The sequence below is a fragment of the Pseudomonas koreensis genome, assembly GCF_024169245.1.
GTDB lineage: Bacteria > Pseudomonadota > Gammaproteobacteria > Pseudomonadales > Pseudomonadaceae > Aquipseudomonas > Aquipseudomonas koreensis_F.
On record NZ_JALJWP010000001.1, the window covers coordinates 1,784,286 to 1,798,608 of the forward strand.

At 59.4% G+C, this 14,323-nt stretch carries 12 protein-coding genes and 1 pseudogene; 4 read left to right on the forward strand and 9 right to left on the reverse strand.

The window, feature by feature from the left end:
• Position 1: 1 nt before the first annotated feature.
• Genes J2Y90_RS08180 through J2Y90_RS08190 form a run of 3 tightly spaced genes read right to left on the reverse strand, consistent with a single transcriptional unit; the run spans position 2 to position 1,768 of the window.
• The gene (locus J2Y90_RS08180; protein ID WP_253498313.1) at positions 2–277 is read right to left on the reverse strand and encodes a phosphopantetheine-binding protein; all 276 of its coding nucleotides are present in this window, start codon (positions 275–277) and stop codon (positions 2–4) included.
• Positions 255–1,067, reverse strand: a complete 813-nt coding sequence (locus J2Y90_RS08185; RefSeq protein WP_253498316.1) for a lysophospholipid acyltransferase family protein — start codon at positions 1,065–1,067, stop codon at positions 255–257. Before J2Y90_RS08185 ends, J2Y90_RS08180 begins: the two co-directional genes overlap by 23 nt.
• Positions 1,043–1,768 carry a beta-ketoacyl synthase chain length factor gene (locus tag J2Y90_RS08190; protein WP_041477598.1) on the reverse strand — a complete coding sequence of 242 codons (726 nt, stop codon included), beginning with the start codon at positions 1,766–1,768 and terminating at the stop codon, positions 1,043–1,045. The genes J2Y90_RS08185 and J2Y90_RS08190 overlap by 25 nt, the downstream gene beginning before the upstream one ends.
• A 357-nt stretch (positions 1,769–2,125) precedes the next feature.
• Here J2Y90_RS08190 and J2Y90_RS08195 point away from each other — a divergent pair, with 357 nt between their 5' ends.
• A complete protein-coding gene (locus J2Y90_RS08195) occupies positions 2,126–2,896 on the forward strand; it encodes a ParA family protein (RefSeq protein WP_253498319.1) in 771 nt (256 codons plus the stop codon).
• A 130-nt stretch (positions 2,897–3,026) separates the two neighbouring features.
• Here J2Y90_RS08195 and trxC read toward each other — a convergent pair whose 3' ends face one another.
• Positions 3,027–3,461 carry a thioredoxin TrxC gene (gene trxC / locus J2Y90_RS08200; RefSeq protein ID WP_253505094.1) on the reverse strand — a complete coding sequence of 145 codons (435 nt, stop codon included), beginning with the start codon at positions 3,459–3,461 and terminating at the stop codon, positions 3,027–3,029.
• 232 nt (positions 3,462–3,693) lie between these two features.
• Between trxC and J2Y90_RS08205 the strand changes: the two genes are divergently transcribed.
• Complete coding sequence (locus J2Y90_RS08205; protein WP_253498322.1) at positions 3,694–4,266, forward strand: hypothetical protein; 573 nt, start codon at positions 3,694–3,696, stop codon at positions 4,264–4,266.
• 479 nt (positions 4,267–4,745) lie between these two features.
• Here the strand turns inward: J2Y90_RS08205 and selO are convergent, their stop codons facing one another.
• The 5 genes and pseudogenes from selO to J2Y90_RS26725 form a co-directional block, all read right to left on the reverse strand.
• Positions 4,746–6,209 carry a protein adenylyltransferase SelO gene (gene selO / locus J2Y90_RS08210; RefSeq protein WP_253498325.1) on the reverse strand — a complete coding sequence of 488 codons (1,464 nt, stop codon included), beginning with the start codon at positions 6,207–6,209 and terminating at the stop codon, positions 4,746–4,748.
• Positions 6,210–6,257: 48 nt separating this feature from the next.
• Positions 6,258–9,611 carry a mechanosensitive channel MscK gene (mscK, locus tag J2Y90_RS08215; protein ID WP_253498328.1) on the reverse strand — a complete coding sequence of 1,118 codons (3,354 nt, stop codon included), beginning with the start codon at positions 9,609–9,611 and terminating at the stop codon, positions 6,258–6,260.
• Between the two features lie 34 nt (positions 9,612–9,645).
• The gene (locus tag J2Y90_RS08220) at positions 9,646–11,388 is read right to left on the reverse strand and encodes a potassium/proton antiporter (RefSeq protein WP_253498331.1); all 1,743 of its coding nucleotides are present in this window, start codon (positions 11,386–11,388) and stop codon (positions 9,646–9,648) included.
• A gap of 321 nt (positions 11,389–11,709) precedes the next feature.
• Entirely contained in the window at positions 11,710–12,582 is an 873-nt protein-coding gene (locus J2Y90_RS26720) for a methyl-accepting chemotaxis protein (RefSeq protein ID WP_370695130.1), read from the reverse strand.
• Between the two features lie 30 nt (positions 12,583–12,612).
• Positions 12,613–13,335 (reverse strand): annotated as a pseudogene (locus J2Y90_RS26725) (MCP four helix bundle domain-containing protein); the annotation flags it as partial.
• Between the two features lie 277 nt (positions 13,336–13,612).
• Between J2Y90_RS26725 and J2Y90_RS08230 the strand changes: the two are divergent.
• Positions 13,613–13,843: a hypothetical protein gene (locus J2Y90_RS08230; RefSeq protein ID WP_253498337.1), complete on the forward strand. Its 231-nt coding sequence runs from the start codon at positions 13,613–13,615 to the stop codon at positions 13,841–13,843.
• Positions 13,840–14,142, forward strand: coding sequence for a cell division protein ZapA (locus tag J2Y90_RS08235; RefSeq protein ID WP_039756738.1), 303 nt, complete (start codon positions 13,840–13,842; stop codon positions 14,140–14,142). The genes J2Y90_RS08230 and J2Y90_RS08235 overlap by 4 nt, the downstream gene beginning before the upstream one ends.
• Positions 14,143–14,323: the final 181 nt, after the last annotated feature.

Below are 14,323 nucleotides of genomic sequence, written 5' to 3' on the forward strand. Positions count from 1 at the left end.
CTCAAGCTGCCTGTTTTGCCGTGACGAACGCCGCAAGGCTGGCCACGTTGGTGAAATGGTTGCGGGTGTCTTTGGCATCGGCGTCGATCTTGATGCCGTATTTTTTCTGGATCGCCAGGCCCAGTTCCAGTGCGTCCACGGAGTCCAGGCCGAGGCCTTCGCCGAACAGTGTCTGCTCGTCGCCGATGTCCTCGGGGCTGATGTCTTCGAGGCCGAGGGCGTCGATGATCAGCAGTTTGATGTCACGCACCAGGCTAACGGTGTTCAGTTCGCTCATCTGCGGCGAGCTCCTTAATGAAATAGTCATGCAAATAATCGTTGAGCTTGCGCGAGGCCTGCGGTGCGGGGCCTTGCGCGGCGAAGGTCTGTGGGTCTATATCGGCCCCCACGCGGAAACTGAAGTGCACGCGGCGATGGGGGATGCGATACCACGGCTCGGCTTTGGTCAGGGTGGTCGGGCTGACTTTGATGATCACCGGCGTAACGATTTTCGCACCGCGCAGGGCAATCGCCGCCGCCCCCCGATGAAAGGCCGGCGCCTGTCCCGGCTGGGTGCGCGTACCTTCGGGGAAGATGATCAGGGTCTGGCCTTCCTGCAACGACTGCGCGGCGGCGTCGAGCATGTCCATGCTGCCGTCGTTGCTGATGTATTCGGTGCGGCGCAGCGGGCCACGGGTGAAGGGATTTTCCCACAGGGTCTTCTTCACTACGCAATTGGCGTGGCGCACCAGACCGATGAGAAATACCACATCGATCAGCGACGGGTGGTTAGCGATGATCATCTGCCCCGGCCGGCCGAGGCGTTCTGCGCCCTCGATGTCGTAGGTGAGCACGCCGGTGCGAGCCATGAAGCGTACAAAAAACCAGAACAGCCGGCTGACCGTGCGCCGGGCGCGCAGGCGATGTGCCAGCGAGTCACCGGGCAGGCAGCCGAGCAGCGGAAACACCAACAGGCGCAGACACAGCCCGCCGAGCCCGAACAACGCGAAGCTCGCAGCAGTGGCCAGCAGGCGCCAGTAGTAGGCGTCGCGGTGTTTGGCGGTCACGGGTTGCGATGCCAGGTCCATACACGATTTTTCCACGCATGTTGGCAGTCAGGTTGCTGGCCGAGCAGGGTTCGCAGCAGGTTGAGCGCGTGCGGCCAGTGCGCCTTTGACCGGGTTTCGGTGCTGCTGTTCAGGGTCAGCCGCCAGTCGGTACCGGGCGTGAGCAACAAACCCAGTGCATAAGGGAACGGCACATCATCGACCCACTGTGAATAGGCCTCGGGCGGTTGCTCTTCGGTGATCACCAGCAGCACCGCCGGGGCGCCTTCATCCAGCAACGCAGCGGCTTCGAGCATGCCGTGTTCGAGGCCGTCCCCAGCAGCTGCGAGGGCAGTCATTTCGCTGGTTTCGCCGCGCATGATCGACCACAAACCGATGATGGCGTTGTGCACTGAGAGGCTGAATTGGGTCGGCGACAGCGGCTGTTCGGTGGCCAGGTCGCGAAGGATTTCAAAGGTGCGCGGGGTTTCCCCGTGCCGGGAGACGAACACCAGCGGCAGATTGTCCCGTCCGTCGGCCAGCGGCCAGCCAACGCTGAAGGCCATGCGCGCCAGGCGGCTGAGGCGACGGCGTTGCATGGCCGGCAGAAACGACACATCGGGCGCGGCATCACTGCTCTGGAGCACGACCGGTTGTCGGCTCCAGGCCTGCCAGGCGTCCACGCTGTCGAGCCCCGGGGCCCACGCGCGCCATTGGGCGATGTTGAAGTTGATCACGGACATTCATCCCGCCCCTGCGGGCTTTCGTTGACGCGTTGAGTCGCCAGCGCCGCAGCAGGCTTGGCTTGGCGCAGGGCGCCGGGTGGCGCGCATTATCCCGGTGCGACGGGTGTGTAGCAAATGCTGGTTACATTTTGCCCAACAAAATGTACCGAGCGGTTCGCTGGGGTGGCTATCACTTGGCCATTATCCATATTCCCCGCGGCCTGTCTGTCAGGAGTCTCCGCGATGGCTGGCGGTTTTTTCCATGGCTAAGCGTCGATATTTACACCTGACGGCGTAGTCCATGTCCGTGAAGGTAGCGAAGCGCGGTCGACGGCAACTACACTCGGTCATTCTTTGATACACGGAGGTTTGGTCATGCGGCGCGTGGTGTTCAATCAGAAAGGTGGCGTGGGCAAATCCAGCATCGCCTGCAACCTGGCGGCGGTCAGCGCCAGCGAGGGTTATCGCACGTTGTTGGTCGACCTCGATGCCCAAGCCAATTCCACCCAGTACCTGACCGGGCTCACCGGTGACGACATCCCCATGGGGATCGCCGACTTCTTCAAACAGACCCTGTCTTCAGGGCCGTTCTCGAAAAAGAATCAGGCCGACATCTACGAAACCCCGTTCGACAACCTGCACATCATCACCGCCACCGCCGAGCTGGCCGATCTGCAGCCCAAACTCGAGGCGAAACACAAGATCAACAAGCTGCGCAAATTGCTTGATGAGCTGGACGAGGATTACGACAGAATTTATCTCGATACCCCGCCTGCGTTGAATTTCTACGCGGTATCGGCGCTGATTGCGGCGGATCGGGTGTTGATTCCTTTCGACTGCGACAGTTTCTCGCGTCAGGCGCTGTACGGGCTGATCGCCGAAATCGAGGAATTGAAGGACGACCACAACGAAGGCCTGGAAGTCGAAGGCATTGTGGTCAATCAGTTTCAGGCCCGGGCCAGCCTGCCACAGCAGATGCTTGATGAGCTGATCGCTGAGGGCCTGCCGGTGCTGCCGGTGTATCTGAGCAGCTCGGTACGCATGCGCGAGTCGCACCAGGCCAGCATGCCGCTGATCCACCTCGATCCACGGCACAAGCTGACCCAGCAGTTTGTAGAACTGCACAATCTGCTGGAAGACCACTGATTCCCGGAATACACACTGTTCCCCTGTAGGAGTGAGCCTGCTCGCGATAGCGCCCTTTCAGCCAACTCAAATGTTGAATGTTACGGCCTCATCGCGAGCAGGCTCACTCCTACATTGGATTTGTGCTGGGTCAGATCCCTTGGCTACGCAGCCACGCCATCAACTGCGGCAATGGAAACGCACCGCTCTGCCGCGCTACTTCCCTGCCGTTTTTAAACAGAATCAGGCTCGGAATCGAGCGAATCCCCAACTGCGCCGACAACTGCGGGTTCGCCTCGCTGTCGAGCTTGGCCAGCCGACACTTGCCCGCCAGCTGCGCCGCGGCCTGTTCGAACACCGGCGCAAACGACTTGCACGGCCCGCACCAGTCCGCCCAGACATCTACCAGCAACGGCAGATCACCTTTGATCTGACTGGCGTAATCGCCTTGCTTGAGTTCGAACGGTTTGCTCAACAGCACCGCAGACTTGCAGCGCCCGCATTTGGGCTGGTCAGCCAGGCGCTCGGCGGGGATACGGTTGAGGCCGTTGCAGGTGGGGCAGGGTATTAGAAGAGCCATTGTGATACCAACACTGTGTTCGTAATTTTTGTATCTTGGAGGCATAAACGGGGATTTCAAGAATTCTATATTCAGCGCTGCCATCGGCCGGATCTGGTCTTTCTACACGTCAGCTCCATCGCATTTCTAACGCGTAAGAAATTTCTGTCAGATAATGTCGGATTTTCTTCGTTTTGATTGGGGTAGACTCCCGGCAATATGAGGTTGTAAGGTTCTGTTTTTTGGGAAGGTTAGCGAAATGGAGATGCTGGGGCGTATTTCTTTGCCAAAATGGTTGTTTCTTTGCCTGTTGTTGGGTGCAGCTGCTTTAGGCTGGGGCAGTGATAGTTTTTGGGGTGGAGCCAATCAGGTAGGAATTGTATTTACCATATTTGGTACGATTTTTACGGTTGTAACCTTCGTTTATGTCGGCCGAATAAGTAGTTTGCTCAAGAAGAAAATTCGCGTTCCCGAAGTTCATTCTGTATTGGAGGCGCTATTGCCCGCAATACGGGAAGGAATTAAGAATTGGGAAGCGCTCGAAGGTTTAGAGGATCCCGAGGAAGCGAAGAAGCATTTAGAATACAAACATGAGGCTATAACGCTTATCTACAAAGCTAAAGGGCATGTGCAAAGTATCAGGCCTAGCCTCGAAGTGTTGCAAAAGGAATGTGCGGACGAGCTTCTTGCCTTAATGAGTGAAGATAAAACACTATTTCGAAGGGCGCCTGACCTTAATCCGGCCCGTGCATGGCGAGTGCAGCGCGAACTGAATAGATTTTCGGTTTTACTTGACAGTTATGCAAAAGATAATGAGGCAGCTCGAGTATGAAAAATTCTACCGCGAGAAATATGGTCGTTCGCCTAATTGAGGAGACTTCACGGCGCTCAATCAGGTGGGCGGTAAGCGACGTGCCGTTGACAATTAAGCAGGGTACTAATAATTACTTTCCTCTTTTTGTAGAGACTAGATTTAAGGGGAAAAGAATCGCTCTCTACGAGGTTAAATATCGCCACTATACCGATGAAGAGGAGTTTTACTGGTCCTATACGAATGTGATCGCAATCTTGGATGAGAATGATCGGGTCTTATGGGAGTACGATGGTGTTGAAAAGGAGATGAGAGAGCTATTCGCGGATGTTCGACGCTCTATTACAGATGTCGATACTCTTCTCAATTATTTTCGCTGAGCAAGTCGAACGTACGTGGTGAATAGTTGTTTTTCTGAGCGCGCTTGGTTGCAATTTTCCATTGCGACTATATGGCTTTAGGTTATGACCTGCCTTCCGGGCATTCACCTATGAAAAGCTTTAGGAAGAACAACTGATCTCCAAATGCTTGTCCCACTCCGGTGGCCGCTCGGCATAACCTTCCATTCCCGGCTGTTCTTCGAACGGTCTGCTCAGGACTTCGTGCAGCCGGCGCACCTCGGAATAATCGCCTTGCTCAGCTGCATCAATAGCTTTTTGCGCAAGGTAATTGCGCAGGATGTACAGCGGATTGACCGCATGCATCCGTGCGCGGCGTTGTGCCTGATCGGCATCGCCGTCGCGGGCCACCCGGGCGACGTAGCGTTCGCCCCAGGCATCGAAGCCCTTGATATCGACGAAGTCGTCGCGCAGGCGGGCGATGGCCTGTTCGGCTGATTCTTCACCGAGGCGGCGGAAGAACAGCGTGTAGTCGACTCCGCTGTTCTGCATCAGTTGCAGCAGGTTTTCCAGCAGTTGCTGGTCATCGTCCTCGGCGGTGGTGAAGCCGAAGCGGCGACGCATCAGGTCGAGGTAGTGCGCCTGGAACAGCGGCAGGTACAGGCCGAGGGTTTCACGCAGGGCCTCGACGCTGATGAACGGCGTCAGTGCCTGGGCGAGGGCGCTGAGGTTCCACTGGCCGACCGGCACCTGATTGCTGAACGAGTAGCGGCCCTGATCATCCGAGTGGTTGCAGATGAAATGCGCGTCGAAGTCATCGAGGAAAGCGAACGGGCCGAAGTCGAAGGTGATGCCGAGGATCGACATGTTGTCGGTGTTCATCACGCCGTGGCAGAAGCCATAGGCCTGCCACTTGGCGATCAGTTCGGCGTTGCGCTCGACGATTTCGCGGAACATCGCCAGATACGGTTCCGGTTGCTCAAGGCATTCGGGGAAGTGCATCGCCAGCACATGCTCAGCGAGCTGTTTCTGCTGCTCGGGGCGTTTGGTGTAGTAGAAATATTCGAAGTGGCCGAAGCGGATATGGCTCGGCGCCAGGCGCAGCACCAGCGCCGCGCGTTCCTGCTTCTCACGCCAGACCGGCGTGTCGGAGCCGATCACGCAGGCGGCCCGCGAAGATGGAATGTTCAGCGCATACAGCGCTTCAGAAGCGAGAAACTCACGGATCGAGGAACGCAACACGGCGCGGCCATCGCCCATGCGCGAGAATGGCGTCTGTCCGGCGCCCTTGAGGTGCAAGTCCCAATGCTCGCCGGCGTTGTTGTAGACCTCGCCCAGCAGCAGGCCGCGCCCGTCCCCCAGTTGCGGGGTGTAGCCGCCGAACTGATGCCCGGAATACACCATCGCCCGCGGTTCGGCGTCGGCCCAGAGCTTGTGGCCGCCGAACAGTTGCGCGAATTCTTCGGTTTCGGCGCTGGCCGCATCGAGATCCAGCAGAGCCAGGGCGGCCGGGCTGGCGACCACCAGACGCGGATTGTCGATCGGCTCCGGCAGTACGTGCGCAGAGAACGCGTCGCCGAGACGAGCGAAGCGGTTGTCGAAAGTCAGTTCGTCGAGGGCTTTCACGGGCCGGCTCCAGCAGAATGTCCGAGCATTCTGCTGGGATCATGACGGTTAGTCGAGTTTGCCCGGCGGCGGTTCCGACAACGGTTTCTGCCCGTCGACGATCGGCACGATGGTTTTGTTCTCCGGTTCCACCGGCACCATCTTGTATTCCTGACCGTGGAGGTTCTTCAGGTAAACCTCCATCTGCCGGAACGAGATGTTGATGTGCTGCTTCTTGAACTCGCGGTTGATGAAGCGGTTGACCTCATCGAGCACCGGGTTGCGGTCACCGAGATCACGCACATGCATGCGCAGTTCGTGGTCGAGGGTGCTTTCGCCGAAGTTGAGGAAGTAAACGTGCGGCTCCGGTTCCTTCAGCACGCGCGGGTTCTCCCGGGCTGCCTTGAGCAGCAGCTCCTTGACCAGGTCCAGGTCCGAGCCGTAATCGACGCCGAGTTTCAACGTTACCCGGGTGATGGTATCGGTCAGCGACCAGTTGATCAGTTGCCCGGTGATGAACGTCTTGTTCGGGACAATGATGTCCTTGCGGTCGAAGTCGGTGATCGTCGTGGCGCGGATGCGGATCTTGCTCACCGTGCCCGAGAGGTTGCCGATGGTGATGGTGTCGCCGATCCGCACCGGGCGTTCGAAGAGGATCATGATGCCGGAGATGAAGTTGGCGAAGATCTCCTGCATACCGAAACCCAGACCCACCGACAGCGCCGCCACCAGCCATTGCAGCTTGTCCCAACTGACGCCGAGGGTCGACAGGGTGGTGACGAAGCCGACGCCGGCAATCACGTAGGACAGCAGCGTCGTGGTTGCGTAGGCACTGCCCTGGGCCAGATTCAGCTTGGACAGCACGAACACTTCGAGCAGGCCGGGCAAGTTGCGCGCCAGCGCGAAGGTGATGCCGATGATGATCAGCGCGCCGAGCATGTCGCCGATGCTGATCGGCACCATGCTCATGTTGGCACCGGTGCCGCTGGTGTATTCGTAGAGGGTGATGTTGTCCAGATACGAGAACACCGAAATCAGGTCCGACCAGACCCAGTACAGCGCGGCGATGAAACCGCCGAGCAGGGCCAGACGGATCAGGCGCAGGGACTGTTCGTTGACCTTTTCGATGTCCAGCGTCGGCTCTTCGATTACCGCTTCGCCGTCGCCGGCCTCTTTCGCCGCCTGCCGTTTCGCCAGCGCGCGCTGGTAAGCCAGACGCCGTGCGGCAACGCTCAGGCCACGCACGAAAGTCGCCTCGATCACCAGCCAGAACATCAGCAGATACAGGGTATTGATCAAGCGGTCACTGAGTTTCAGCGCGGTGTAGTAGTAGCCGAAGCACACCGCGACGAACAGGGCGATCGGCAGCAGGGTGAACATCACCCCGACTGCCTTGCGGAACAGTGAAGCATTCTGGTGCGTCGGGCTGCTGATCAGCAGGCGACTGAGCAGCCACGCCATCAAGGCGTAGCAGGTCAGCACTACCGGCATGCCCAGCACATCATCGGCCAGCGCCGCCGGTTGCAACTCGGCAACGGCCACCACAGCCACCAGCGCCATGACCACCAGACCCAATCGACGCACCCAGCCCTGAAGGAACTCGACCTGCGGTTTCTCCCAGCGGAAGTGCAATTCCGCCACACCGCCGGGCGCGAGGATCCGGTAAGCGGTGTAGAACACCAGCCAGGCCTGTCCCATCTGCAACAGTGCCGCGCCCATATTGGCGTTCTGCCCGCGCGCGTCGATCTGCAAGGCCAGACCGCACAGCGCCAGACCCAGCGCCACCGGCATCGCCAGCAGAATATTGATCAGAATCGCCTGCGGCGTATGCCATTGGCTGTCGCGCTTGAAGTGGCCGATGTCCTGGTGAACCTTGTTGAGTCTCCCGTACAGTGCCTTGCGTCGCCACAGCAGGGCGCCGATCAGCAATGCTAACGGCAGGAACAGCAAGGGGCGCTGGGTCAGGCCGTCAGTCAGTTCGCTCAGGCTCGACGCCCAGGGCAGGGTGTTGACCTGCCGCTCCAGCCGCTCCGGCACGCCGCGCATCCATTCCACGTCCAGCGGCTTGTTGCTGGGGATCCAGAACATCTGTTCGTCGAGGGTCGCGCGCAGGCTCTGGGCAGTGCTCAGCAGTTGTTTCTGGTTGAGCTGCAGGGTGATCGACTCATTGAGCATCGCGCTCAATTCGCGGTTCAGCCGCTCGAGCAGATCGGCGCGGGTGTTGGCCAGATCGAGCAGGCTCTTGCGCAACTGCGGGGTGACCTGCTCCGGCGGCTGCGTGGCCAGCAGATTGTCGACATAAGTCGCCGGGTTGCTCAGCAGCTCGCGTTGCTGGCTGACATCGAATTGATACAGGCGAATATCGGCAATCTGGTCAGCGAGGTCGCGGTCGACCTTCAAGTGCGGCAACGCCTGTTTCTGCTTATAGAGAATCTTCGACAACAACAGGCTGCCCTTGAGCACGCTAATCTGCTCGTCCAGTGCCGAATCGCTCTGGGTCAGGGTGTCGAGTTGCTGTTTGGTCTGCAGGTTCTGCTGCGTGACTTCGTTGAGACGGTCAGTGCTCTTGAGCAAATAGTCGGAAAGCTTGAGGTTGGTCGCACTCTCGCTTGCCAGCAGGCTGCTGCCGCCGGCCTTCTGCGCTTCGATCGATTGCTGGGTAACGGTTTCCTGTGACTGCGCCAGACGCTTCTGGTTGATCAGGGTTTGCAGTTCCTGAATTTCGCGGTCGAGGCGGTCGGATTTTTCCGAGAGCAAGTCATGCTGGGCATTGCCCAGATCCTGCAATTGGGTGTTGCCGGCCAGTTCCTGACGGCGCAGCGGAATCAACGCATTGAGTGCGGCCAGTTCGGCGTTCAACTGGTCGCGCTGTTCGGCGGTGACCGTTTTGCCCGTGTCCTTGCCGGATTTGAGGATGGTGTTGATCTGCTGGATGCGCGTCTGGCTGGCGGAAATCTCCGCCTGCGCGCGCTCGGGGCGAGTCTGTGCGGTGATGATCAGACTGTTGGCTTCGGCCAGGGCTTTTTGCAGATCGCTTTGCTGGGTGGAGCGGTCGGTGAGGATCTGCTCCAGTTGCTGGATCGACTCTTTCGGAAAACGCTGCGCGACCGGCACTGGTGCGGTGGCCTTGAGGCGGCTGAGTTCGCGGGTGTTCTCGATCGTCAGCTTCGGCGCATTGGCCAGCTGACGCTTGAGATCGATCAGCTTCTGCTCGTAATCACGCTGGTTGTTCAGCTGATTGAGGGTGTTCTGCAGGACGGTCTGCAGGGTCTTCTTGTCAGCGTCCGGCAGTTTGCTGTCGGCCAGCTTGTCGAGGCTGGCCTGCACGGCGTCGCTGGACGGTGGTTCGGCAGCATGCAGCGGGCCGACGACAAGACTGAGGCCCAGCAGGGCCGCGGCGAAAAAGGAGCGCAGGGTAGGCATAGAGACCGGTCAAGCAAGTGAGAGTGGAGGCAGTTTAGAGGAAGAGCCCGGGACCCGGGCGACTTCCTTCGGGGAATCTGACGCCCACTTTGCCGATCTTGTTCCCGTCCATGACCGCGACCGTCCAGTGGGTGTTGTTCCACTCCACCTGGTCACCGACGATGGGTGCACCACCGACTTTCTGGGCAATGAACGCGCCCAGAGTCATGTCCGGATCGATGCCTTCGGCCGGCAAGCCATACAGCGCTGCAACCGCTTTAAGCTGGGCGTCTCCTTCGAGCACGAAGTCGCCGAAGAAACGCAGATCGAGGCCGCGTTGCGGCGCCTGGCTGAACAGTTTGCCGAGGGCCGGCAAGTTGTGTTCGTGGCCAATAACACACAGCAAATCATCGACTTCCAGCACCGTACTACCCGACGGATGGAGCAATTGCTGGCCACGAAACAGGGCGGCGATGCGTGTGCCTTCGGGCATTTTCAGGTCTCGCAGGGGCGAACCGATGCACCATTTCTCCGCGCCGAGCTTGTAAACGAACAGTTCCCACTCGCTGGTCACGTGCACTTCCAGCGCTGCCCGGGAAATCGGTGCGGGCTCCGGCGGCACCGTTACCTTGAGCAATTTGGCCACCCACGGCAGGCTCGTGCCCTGCACCAACAGCGAGACCAGTACGATGAAGAACGCCAGATTGAAATACAGCTGCGCTTGCGGCAATCCGGCCATCAACGGGAACACCGCCAGAATGATCGGCACCGCACCGCGCAGACCGACCCAGGAAATAAAGGCTTTTTCGCGACCATGGAAGGCCTTGAACGGCAGCAGGCCGACCATCACCGACAGCGGCCGCGCGAACAGGATCATCCACAGCGCCAGACCGAGGGCGGGCAGGGCGATCGGCAACAGATCGTGGGGCGTGACCAGCAGGCCCAGGACCAGGAACATGCCGATCTGCGCCAGCCAGGCCATGCCGTCGAGCATGTGCAGAATGCCGTGGCGGCTGCGCACCGGGCGGTTGCCGATGACCAGACCGCACAGATAGACGGCGAGGAAGCCGCTGCCGTGCAGGGCGTTGGTCAGCGCGAACACCACCAGACCGCCAGCGATGATCAGGATCGGATAGAGCCCGGCCGCGAGGTTGATGCGGTTGACCAGTTGCAGCATCACCCAGCCGCCGCCCAGACCGATCACCCCACCAATGCCGAATTCGCGGATCAGGTGGGTCAGCAGGCTCCAGTGCAGGCCGGTTTCGCCGCTGGCGAGCATGTCGATCAGGGTGACGGTGAGAAACACCGCCATCGGGTCGTTGCTGCCGGATTCGATTTCCAGACTGGCGCTGACCCGTTCGTTGAGGCCTTTACCGCCGAGCAACGAGAACACCGCAGCGGCGTCAGTCGAACCGACGATGGCGCCAATCAGCAGGCCCTGAATCAGATTGAGGTCGAACAGCCACGCCGCGGCCATGCCGGTCAGCCCGGTGGTGATCAACACCCCGACCGTGGCCAGCGACAGCGCCGGCCATAACGCCACGCGGAAACTGGAAACCCGCGTACGTAAACCGCCGTCGAGCAGGATCACCGCCAGAGCGAGGTTGCCGACCAGATAGGCCGTCGGGTAGTTATCGAAAATGATCCCGCCACCATCGACCCCGGCACTCATGCCGACCGCGAGGATGATGACCAGAATCGGAATGCCGAGACGTGAAGAAAGTGAGCTGACAAGAATGCTTGCGCCTACCAGCAACGCGCCGATCAAGAACAGGCTGTTGATGGTCGTCGCATTCAAAGGCAGTACTCCAGAAGCGTAAAGACGGGGGCACAAACTGACCATGCAGTCTGCGTGCCAGCGATTCTAACCTGTTGAAATGTGATGCTGTCAAAAAGCTTTTAAGTGTGGCATCAGGATTTGCGGCAGGCGGACGATTGCGGCCCTCACCCTAGCCCTCTCCCGGAGGGAGAGGGAACTGACCGCGGTGTTTGTTCGAATTACGCCGACCTGCAATTGCGCGTCGGACTCAGGTTTGAACAGCACAGAGATCTGCTCCCTTTCCCCCTCTCCCTCTGGGAGAGGGCTGGGGTGAGGGGCTTTTGATCTTGATCTCAAAATTTACAGGCTGAACCGCCCAACCATATTGTTCAGATCCAGCGCCAGGCGCGACAGCTCGTTGCTCGCCGCGCTGGTCTGATTCGCCCCGGTCGCCGATTGCACCGACAGATCGCGGATGTTGACCAGATTGCGATCGACTTCCCGCGCCACCTGCGCCTGCTCTTCGGCGGCGCTGGCGATGACCAGGTTGCGCTCGTTGATTTCAACGATGGCGCTGTTGATGGTGTCCAGCGACATACCCGCGCCTCGGGCGATGTTCAAGGTCGATTCGGCGCGCTCGGTGCTGTTGCGCATCGAATCCACGGCGTGTTCGGTGCCGCTCTGGATGCTGCCGATCATGCGTTCGATTTCGCTGGTCGACTGCTGGGTGCGATGGGCCAGAGCGCGCACTTCGTCGGCCACTACGGCGAAACCGCGACCGGCCTCACCGGCACGGGCCGCTTCGATCGCTGCGTTCAGTGCCAGCAGGTTGGTCTGGTCGGCGAGGCCACGGATGACGTCGAGTACCTTGCCGATATCGCGGGATTCATTGGCCAGATCGCCGATCAGCGATGCCGTGCTCTGCACATCAGCGCTCATGCGTTCGATGGCGCTGACGGTTTCCTGCACCAGATCACGACCGTCGCCCGCCGAAGTGGTGGCGTTTTTCGAAGCTTCCGAAGTGCTGACTGCATTGCGCGCGACTTCTTCGACGGCACTGGTCATCTCGTTGACGGCAGTGGCCGCCTGCTCGATTTCGTTGTTCTGCTGGGTCAGGCCGCGAGCACTTTCGTCGGTGACGCTGTTGAGTTCTTCAGCGGCGGAGGCCAGCTGCGTGGCCGAACCGGAGATGCGCTGCAGGGTGTCGCGCAGCTTCGATTGCATCTTCGCCATGGCGGCCAGCAGGCGCCCGGCTTCATCTTCGCCATCGACATGGATCGGCTGGGTCAGGTTGCCTTCGGCGATGGTTTCCGCAGCCTCAAGCGCCTTGGAAATCGGTTTGGTAATGCTCACGGTCAGTAGCCAGGCGAACAGGAGAGTCAGGCCGCTGGCGATCACCAGCAGGGTGACGACCAGATCGAATGACATCGAGTATTGATCCTTGGCGCCCTGATCGGTCTCGGCAATTTGCTGGGTATTGATCTCCAGCAGACGCGCCAGCGCGGTATTCACCGCTTCCGAATTGCTCAGCAAATCGTTGTTGAGCATCTGCTGCAACTCGGCGATCTGGTTGTTGCGCGACAGGGTTTTCATGCGCTCTTCAAGCTGACGGTACTGCGCCAGCAACTGCACGTATTGATCGTACGCCGCGCGTTCTTCAGGGCCGGAGATCAGCGGCTCGTAGGCACGTTGCGCATCGCTGATCTGGCGGTTGCGCATGTCGAACAGTTCGATGGTTTTCTGCTGCACGTCGGGTTCGCGGTTGATCAGCAAGCGATAGGACAGCACGCGCAGGCGCAGGGTCAGTTGGGTGAATTCGTCGAGGGCCTTGATCGATGGCACGCTGGCGGTGGCGATGTCTTCGCCGGCCGCGCGGATCTTGCTCATCTGGTTCAGCGCAAACACGCCGAGAATCAACATCAGGCCGCCGATCAGGGCGAAACCGGTGAACGCCCGTGGGGCGATATTCATATTGCGAAGGGACATGGGCGGATACCGAAAAGGGCCGCATCCATGCGGGCTGAGACTGCTGTATGGGTGACTTATCGGTCATACGACTAAAGTCTTGAGGTGGTGTGCGTATTTGTCGCAGACAGCCCTGAGCGACGAAGTGCAGGAACCAGATCGACCAATCACAGTCTTTTGAACTCGCGAGAACGCTTGCCCGCCAGGCAAATCAAGGCCTTGCGCCGGTTTAACCCTGGCATCCGTGGTGACTTTTCTTTATCGTACGCGCCCTTTGAAAAACGCTTGGAAGATCAAAATGTTGGAAGCATCCCTCAGCCAATTGGAACAGCTCGTCAGCGATCTGGTGCAACAGAACCAGACCTTGCTGCAGACCAACCAGACCCTGTCCATGGAACTGGCCCAGGCCAAGGATGAAAACGAAAACCTGCAACTGAACCTGATGGAGCAGGAAGAAAAACACGGCGCCACCGCCGCCCGTATCCAGGCGCTGGTTGATCGCGTCAACGCCGGTCCCGTCAGCGCATGAACCACGGCACAGCAGGGGTAAAAGTCATCTCCATTCTCGGCGAGGACTATTCGATCAAGGCACCGGCCGGGGAAGAACAGACCCTGCTCGACGCGGCGATGATGCTCAAGGCAGCGCTGGAAGACACTAAGCGCAAATACCCGACGCTGATCGGCGATCGCTTGCTGGTCCTGGCGGCGATGAATCTGTGCTCGCAGCAGATCGAAATGAAGAAGCAGCACAAAGAAGAACTCGAGCGTTATCAAGAGCAAGTCAGCGCCACGGTCGAGACCATTGCCAAGACGATCAGTCAGGGTTGAAGCAGAGAGAGTAGGCCCGAGGGGGACCGACCTTGTCCTCTTGCGTCATGCGTCGACCTGAATGACTTGTCGATGATGGATTCGGTAAGGTCATTTCAAGTCGGCGTAGTTCTCAAATATCCCCCAATCGGCTCCCTCTCCTTCTGGGAGAGGGCTGGGGGTGAGGGTCACGAACTCACCC

Bases quoted from the DNA above. Each gene is read 5' to 3' on its own strand.
- J2Y90_RS08180 (WP_253498313.1), bottom strand. From the start codon at position 277: ATGAGCGAACTGAACACCGTTAGCCTGGTGCGTGACATCAAACTGCTG.
- J2Y90_RS08185 (WP_253498316.1), bottom strand. From the start codon at position 1,067: ATGGACCTGGCATCGCAACCCGTGACCGCCAAACACCGCGACGCCTAC.
- J2Y90_RS08190 (WP_041477598.1), bottom strand. From the start codon at position 1,768: ATGTCCGTGATCAACTTCAACATCGCCCAATGGCGCGCGTGGGCCCCG.
- J2Y90_RS08195 (WP_253498319.1), top strand. From the start codon at position 2,126: ATGCGGCGCGTGGTGTTCAATCAGAAAGGTGGCGTGGGCAAATCCAGC.
- J2Y90_RS08205 (WP_253498322.1), top strand. From the start codon at position 3,694: ATGGAGATGCTGGGGCGTATTTCTTTGCCAAAATGGTTGTTTCTTTGC.
- mscK (WP_253498328.1), bottom strand. From the start codon at position 9,611: ATGCCTACCCTGCGCTCCTTTTTCGCCGCGGCCCTGCTGGGCCTCAGT.
- J2Y90_RS26720 (WP_370695130.1), bottom strand. From the start codon at position 12,582: ATGGCGAAGATGCAATCGAAGCTGCGCGACACCCTGCAGCGCATCTCC.
- J2Y90_RS08230 (WP_253498337.1), top strand. From the start codon at position 13,613: ATGTTGGAAGCATCCCTCAGCCAATTGGAACAGCTCGTCAGCGATCTG.
- J2Y90_RS08235 (WP_039756738.1), top strand. From the start codon at position 13,840: ATGAACCACGGCACAGCAGGGGTAAAAGTCATCTCCATTCTCGGCGAG.